This is a genomic window from Bacteroidia bacterium (assembly GCA_025056095.1).
Taxonomy (GTDB): domain Bacteria; phylum Bacteroidota; class Bacteroidia; order JANWVE01; family JANWVE01; genus JANWVE01.
Window position 1 is genome coordinate 1 of the sequence record JANWVW010000153.1, and the last position, 6,817, is coordinate 6,817.

Consider the following 6,817-nt stretch of genomic DNA (forward strand, 5'->3'; position numbering starts at 1 on the left):
GCGCAGCGAAGTACCGAAGCGTTAGCGCAGTGCGGAATGCCCCGACCCTTGCGTCAGCAAGGGGCACGCCCAAAAAACTAAATAAAACATTTAGACTAATAGCAAGAATAAATACTAAAATTATAGCCAATTGTAGGTTCGCAAATTACAAACTGCACCTAAATAAGAATTGCGTAGCTTTGTATGCATGAAACGATGGGCTAAGCGGCTGAAAAGATGGACAATTTTATTCATTTGTACGACACTAATTTTGCTAGCTATTGATTACTTACGAATAGGCAAACCTATCAATGAGTATAATGGCGTACCTATTTACTACAACGGACTAATATTCCAATCCCCTAAAAAACCTCATAGAAGTGAAAAAGGTATATACTACGGAATAAAATGGGAAAGTACAGAATTTGTACGCAGATACTACTATGAAAAGCTCAAATATTACATTCCTGCGAAGTATCACTATGCAATTACTTGGGTAGGGCATAACATAAAAGCAGGTGAAAGAAATCCTATCGGACTTCGGCAGTATTACAATGGGGGTACGGTCAAACCCCAAAAAGATGATATTATTGTGTTCAAAAACAAGCGATACGGGCATGCGGCTATTATAGGGGAAGTTTATGAGGATATGGTTGTCCTATACCAACAAAATGTATGGGGCTGGTCAAAAGAAAAATGTAAGCTTAAAAAAGAAAATCATCGGTATTACATAGAGAGTTATCTTACACCCATTGCTTGGATGAGAAAATAATTTATGCCCAAATTAAGACTCAAAATAAATGAGTAATTTTGCCCCATGAAAGTAAAAAACCTGCGAGTGAATGTGGTTACCTTAGGTTGTGCAAAGAATATTGTAGATTCAGAAGTGTTGATGGCTCAACTACGTGCAAATGATTTTTCTGTATCTCACGAAGCAAAAAGACTTAAGCATGATATAGTTATTATTAACACTTGTGGTTTCATTGAAGCAGCTAAGCAAGAATCTATTAACACTATCTTACATTATGTAGATTTGAAACAAGCAGGTAAAATTAAAAAAGTATATGTTACAGGCTGCCTTTCTGAACGTTACAAAAATGAACTGCAACAAGAAATTCCCGAAGTAGATGCTTATTTTGGTACAACAGAGCTTGCAAGTTTATTAGCTACACTCAACGCAGATTACAAAAAAGAACTGCTTGGTGAGCGTATGCTTACTACGCCCAAGCACTATGCTTACCTCAAAATTTCCGAAGGTTGCGATAGACCTTGTAGTTTCTGTGCCATTCCACTGATGCGAGGCAAACACGTATCTAAACCTATGGAGAAAGTTGTCCAAGAAGCTCAATTTCTTGTTGAAAGTGGGGTAAAAGAAATTATGCTCATTGCCCAAGATTTAACCTATTATGGATTAGACTTGTACCATGCCCGTAAACTCAATGATTTACTGATTCAGCTTGCACAAATTAAAGGTTTAGCTTGGATAAGGCTGCATTATACCTATCCTGCTCAATTTCCTGAGGAGATTTTAGATACTATGCGCGAACATTCTAATATCTGCAAATACATAGATATTCCCTTGCAACATATATCTGACAATATGCTCAAAATTATGCGCAGAGGAATCACTAAACGAAAAACAATTGAACTGATAGAAAAGATACGCAAAAAAGTGCCAGGTATTGCTATCCGTACCACTTTACTTGTAGGACACCCTGGTGAAACCGAAGCTGACTTTGAAGAGCTTAAATCTTTTGTAGAAGAAATGCAATTTGAGCGATTAGGAATATTTACCTATTCGCATGAAGAGAACACGTATGCATACACGCTTGGCGATACTGTTCCTGATACAGAAAAACGCCGTAGAGCAGACGAAATTATGGAAATTCAGCAGGATATTGCTTTTGAACTCAACCATAAAAAAATAGGTCAAACTTTACCTGTACTTATTGACCGAAGAGAAGGACAGTTTTGGGTAGGTCGTACAGAATATGACTCGCCCGAAGTAGATAATGAAGTACTTATTCAAACCGATACTCCGTTGAAAATAGGCTCTTTTGTACCTGTTAGTATTACCGAATGTACTGAATTTGACTTGTATGGAACGGTTAGGAGTGAATAATTTTTAGTTATGTCTAACTTTGTAGATTACGTAAAGATAATATGCCGCTCGGGCAAAGGGGGTCCTGGTGCGGTTTCTATGCGTAGAGAGAAGTATGTACCCAAAGGTGGACCTGATGGCGGTAATGGGGGCAAAGGTGGAGACGTCTATCTTGAAGCAGATGCCCAAATGTGGACACTTTTAGATTTTAGATACCAAAAGCACTTTTTTGCGGGAAATGGCGAACCAGGTCAAGGCGCACTTAAAACAGGTAAAAATGGCAAAGATGTGATTCTTAAAGTACCTGTGGGCACAGTGGCTAAAAACGCTCAAACAGGTGAGGTACTTTGTGAGCTAACCCAAGATAAACAAAGAGTTTTACTTTTAGAAGGTGGGCGCGGTGGAATGGGTAACGCGTTTTTTAAGAGTCCTACTCGCCAAACACCGCGTTTTGCACAGCCTGGCGAAGAAGGCAAAGAAATGGAAATTATTTTAGAACTTAAACTTTTAGCGGATGTCGGTTTAGTAGGCTACCCAAATGCAGGCAAATCCACTTTACTTTCTGTAATGACTGCAGCTAAACCTAAAATAGCAGATTATCCCTTCACTACCCTAGTACCTAACTTGGGGATTGTCAAATATAGAGAAATAGGTTCTTATGTAATGGCAGATATACCTGGTATTATAGAAGGTGCCGCAGAAGGTAAAGGTCTAGGGCTTCGGTTTTTACGGCATATTGAGCGAAACTCTATTCTACTTTTTATGGTATCCGTAGAAAATGAAAATATCGCACAAGGTTATCAAGTATTGCTACATGAATTAGAAAAATACAATCCTCAATTGCTGTCTAAAAAACGCCTACTTGCTGTAACAAAAATAGATATCTTACCTCAAGACGAATTAGAGCAGCGCAAAAAAACTGTTCCCAAAGAAATTGAAGTACTCTTTATATCTTCCATAGCCCGAATAGGCTTAAATGAACTAAATGATAAAATATGGCAGTACCTACAAAGGTAGTTTTTGAAGTAATTGGTTTGGAAATACGTTTTACTTGTACAAAAATTTGTAATTTGCATAGCTATGGATAAACATTCCCACACACTAAGCTTTTTCGTAGTAGAAGACAATGAAACCTACATTATGATGCTAGACCACCAAATTAGGAAGTTTATATCAGATTATCACTTGACCCCTTTCAAAACAGGCGAAGAGTGTCTTAAAAACCTTCACTTAAACCCTGACTTTATTATATTAGACTACTACTTGCCGGGCATGAATGGAATTGAAACCCTTAAAAAAATTCATGAAAAATATCCTGATATGCCTGTAATTATGTGGTCAGGGCAGGAAGATATACATGTAGCCATAGAATGCTTTGAGCAAGGTGCTTACTCTTATGTAGTCAAAGATAGAAACGGTATTTCTAAAATCGGTAAAACTATTGGATACATACAAGATAAAGTCCGCCTGCGCAAAGAAAATGACATTTTAAGAGAAAGACTTAAAAAAAAGCAGCGTATTATCTATGGCTTATTTGGTTTATCACTAGTATTGCTAATTACTTTGATAGCCATTTCTGTATAATATGGCAAATTTATCGGTAAGTTTTGCAGGAGTTTCATTTCAAAATCCAATTGTATTAGCTTCAGGTATAATGGGAATTACAGGTAGTGCTCTTTTACGAGTAGCGCGGATAGGGGTAGGGGGCGTTACAACTAAATCCATTTGGTTGACTGCACACGAAGGGCATAAAAACCCTGTTATGATAGGTACAGAACATTACTTTATCAATGCCGTAGGTGTTCCTGATGCAGGAATAGAAAAAGCCAAAGAAGAACTTTCTTTCTACAAAAAGCAAACTAATACCCCCTTAATTGCTAATGTAATTGCATCCTCTGAAATAGATTACGGTTTAATTACTGAATCTATCACTGAACTTAAACCCGACTTGATTGAAGTGAATATCTCTTGTCCTAATATTGAAGATGAGTTTGGAAAGCCTTTAGCTTGCTCTCGTATAAAAGCCGCAACGGTAACTAAAATATGCAAATCTAAAACTCACATTCCTGTCATAATCAAAATGTCGCCCAATGTGGAGGATTATGTCAGTATTGCCCAGGCTTGTGAAGATGCAGGTGCAGATGGATTATGCTGTTTCAATACTTTTGGACCAGGCATGGTCATTGATTTAGAAAGCCGCAGACCTATTTTAGCTAATAAAGTAGGGGGCGTTTCTGGACCTGGTATCAAGCCCCTTGTTTTGAAAATGGTAAATGATATTTACAAAGCTGTTCGTATCCCAATTATCGGTACAGGGGGAGTGCTAACAGGTAAAGATGCCTTAGAAATGATGATGTGCGGCGCTACGCTAGTCGGAGTAGGAACTATGGTGTATTACTATGACCTTCAAGGTTTTAAGGATATGATTGATGAAATGAACAAATGGTTGGATGCCCATAATATCCAAAATATAGCCGATATCATTGGTACTTTACAACGTTAAAATATGCAAACAGAGGTTGTTATTTTAGAAAACGGAAAAATTTCTTTTTTTGATGCTTTTCAGATGTTTCGTTTGCGTATGGAAGTATTTTGTGCCGAGCAGCGCTGCTGGTACGTAGATCCTGACGAACACGATTTTACTGCAACCCACATTCTTATATATCTTATTGATGAAAATCTACCTAAAAAATTAGTAGCTTATGCGCGGATCTACAAAAAAGATGGGCAATACGTTATTGGCAGAGTATGCACGCATTTGCTGTTTAGAAGAAAAGGTTTAGGTAAAAAAGTAATGGAGATAGCCATAGCGCAGTGTCCACCTAAAAGTGTAATTTACATTCAAGCCCAAGCGTACCTAAAAAGGTTTTATGAGAACTTTGGCTTTGTTCAACAGGGTTCAGAAATTATTTGGGAAGATGGAATAGCCCATATTCCTATGATAAAAATAAAAACTTGATGAAATACTTTCTGCTCTGCATTTAAATTATTGATTAAGCAAATAAATTTGGTGCTCATCAAAAGTTGAGATAAGAATTCTCTATTTTTGCAGTTATGCCTCAAACACTCTCTATTATTATTCCTGCTTACAATGAAGGTAAAACGATTCACCTCATTCTCAACAAAATAAAGCAGGTTCGGCTGCTTAATGATATTCAAAAAGAAATAATCATCGTCAATGACTGCTCCCAAGATGACACAGAACAAGTCATTCTACGCTATCAAAAAGAAAATCCTGACCTAAACATAAAGTACTACAAACATGAGAAAAATCAAGGTAAAGGTGCAGCACTTCACACAGGCATTGATAAAGCCACTGGTGATTTTGTAGTAATTCAAGATGCAGATTTAGAATATGACCCCGAAGAATACAACATTCTTTTAAGACCCATTCTCAATGGTGTAGCAGATGTAGTTTATGGTTCTCGTTTTATGGGTGGAAGACCTCATAGAATTCTCTTTTTTTGGCACAGCATAGGAAATAAGTTTCTTACTTTTTTGTCTAACATGTTCACTAACCTCAACCTTACAGATATGGAAACGTGTTACAAAATGTTTAGGCGAGAGGTAATACAAAGTTTATACTTAAAAGAAAAACGCTTTGGATTTGAACCCGAAGTAACAGCCAAACTAAGCCGAATCAAAGGTATACGCATATATGAGGTAGGCATTTCGTATTATGGCAGAACTTACCAAGAAGGTAAAAAGATAGGTTGGAAAGATGGTTTTAGAGCTATTTACTGCATTCTCAAATATGGTATTTGGTCAAGAAAGTACTTAAAGTAATTGATTAAATTTTTTTGGGCGTGCCCCTTGCTAACGCAAGGGTCGGGGCATTCCGCACTACGCTATCGCTTCGGTGCTTCGCTAACGCTACGCACTGCCTATCGGCATGCTCCATGCCCCTCACGCAGATGACCTGTGCAATTATGTCTTTACCTTGTTTAAGCCTGAAATACAATCCCTTACAAGCTAAAACTTTGCATAAATAAGGAAACGAAAAATCAAAAGTACTCTTTAATTACAATCTATTTTGAGCAATAACGCTTATATTTTTGAAAGGTACGTATTTCGTTCGGATTGAAAAAATTCAATTTTATTTTTACAACTTGCAATTTTAAATATTAGTTTTTGGGCTTTTTTTATGGCTATTTTTGGCGTTTATCTTATTGAAAATCAGCGCTTACAGCTGTGGTCTGCTGTAAACGCCGATACAAAATTAAGAAATTGTAGCCAATTTACAACTACCTGATGGCGAGATCGTTAAGGCATTTAGCTGTAAACGCCGATACAAAATTAAGAAATTGTAGCCAATTTACAACAGCAGATGATATTAAGAAAAATAGAGTATTGCTGTAAACGCCGATACAAAATTAAGAAATTGTAGCCAATTTACAACCTGGTTCTGGCGGTGGCGCTGGTACTGGGCTGTAAACGCCGATACAAAATTAAGAAATTGTAGCCAATTTACAACGGGCCTGAAATGCTTTTTCTTGGGCTTCCTGCTGTAAACGCCGATACAAAATTAAGAAATTGTAGCCAATTTACAACATTCTGTCTCTCGTAATGATTTTTCTCGGTGCTGTAAACGCCGATACAAAATTAAGAAATTGTAGCCAATTTACAACAGAAATGAGCAACATGCCTGCCGTAGCTTTGCTGTAAACGCCGATACAAAATTAAGAAATTGTAGCCAATTTACAACTAAACTCCCTTAATATTCGCTTGAAACTAAGC

9 protein-coding genes are annotated in these 6,817 nt (G+C 37.2%); 8 read left to right on the forward strand and 1 reads right to left on the reverse strand.

Annotated features, from left to right (window positions below):
- The 8 genes from NZ519_10420 to NZ519_10455 form a co-directional block, all read left to right on the forward strand.
- The coding region (locus NZ519_10420) for a hypothetical protein (GenBank protein ID MCS7029162.1) at positions 1 to 191 on the forward strand (191 nt) is incomplete at its 5' end.
- The gene (locus NZ519_10425; protein ID MCS7029163.1) at positions 188 to 751 is read left to right on the forward strand and encodes a CHAP domain-containing protein; all 564 of its coding nucleotides are present in this window, start codon (positions 188 to 190) and stop codon (positions 749 to 751) included. The genes NZ519_10420 and NZ519_10425, both read left to right, overlap by 4 nt.
- Positions 752 to 796: 45 nt before the next feature.
- Positions 797 to 2,101 (forward strand): 30S ribosomal protein S12 methylthiotransferase RimO, encoded by a 1,305-nt coding sequence (gene rimO / locus NZ519_10430; protein MCS7029164.1) that lies wholly within the window; start codon positions 797 to 799, stop codon positions 2,099 to 2,101.
- A 9-nt stretch (positions 2,102 to 2,110) separates the two neighbouring features.
- Positions 2,111 to 3,097, forward strand: a complete 987-nt coding sequence (gene obgE, locus NZ519_10435) for a GTPase ObgE (protein ID MCS7029165.1) — start codon at positions 2,111 to 2,113, stop codon at positions 3,095 to 3,097.
- A gap of 63 nt (positions 3,098 to 3,160) precedes the next feature.
- A complete protein-coding gene (locus tag NZ519_10440; protein MCS7029166.1) occupies positions 3,161 to 3,664 on the forward strand; it encodes a response regulator in 504 nt (167 codons plus the stop codon).
- Between the two features lies 1 nt (position 3,665).
- A complete protein-coding gene (locus tag NZ519_10445; protein MCS7029167.1) occupies positions 3,666 to 4,583 on the forward strand; it encodes a dihydroorotate dehydrogenase in 918 nt (305 codons plus the stop codon).
- Positions 4,584 to 4,586: 3 nt separating this feature from the next.
- Positions 4,587 to 5,039, forward strand: coding sequence for a GNAT family N-acetyltransferase (locus NZ519_10450; GenBank protein ID MCS7029168.1), 453 nt, complete (start codon positions 4,587 to 4,589; stop codon positions 5,037 to 5,039).
- Positions 5,040 to 5,134: 95 nt separating this feature from the next.
- Positions 5,135 to 5,866, forward strand: a complete 732-nt coding sequence (locus NZ519_10455; GenBank protein MCS7029169.1) for a glycosyltransferase family 2 protein — start codon at positions 5,135 to 5,137, stop codon at positions 5,864 to 5,866.
- 4 nt (positions 5,867 to 5,870) lie between these two features.
- On the opposite strand, the gene NZ519_10460 is transcribed toward NZ519_10455, so the two are convergent.
- A complete protein-coding gene (locus tag NZ519_10460; GenBank protein MCS7029170.1) occupies positions 5,871 to 6,041 on the reverse strand; it encodes a hypothetical protein in 171 nt (56 codons plus the stop codon).
- Positions 6,042 to 6,817 lie beyond the last annotated feature (776 nt).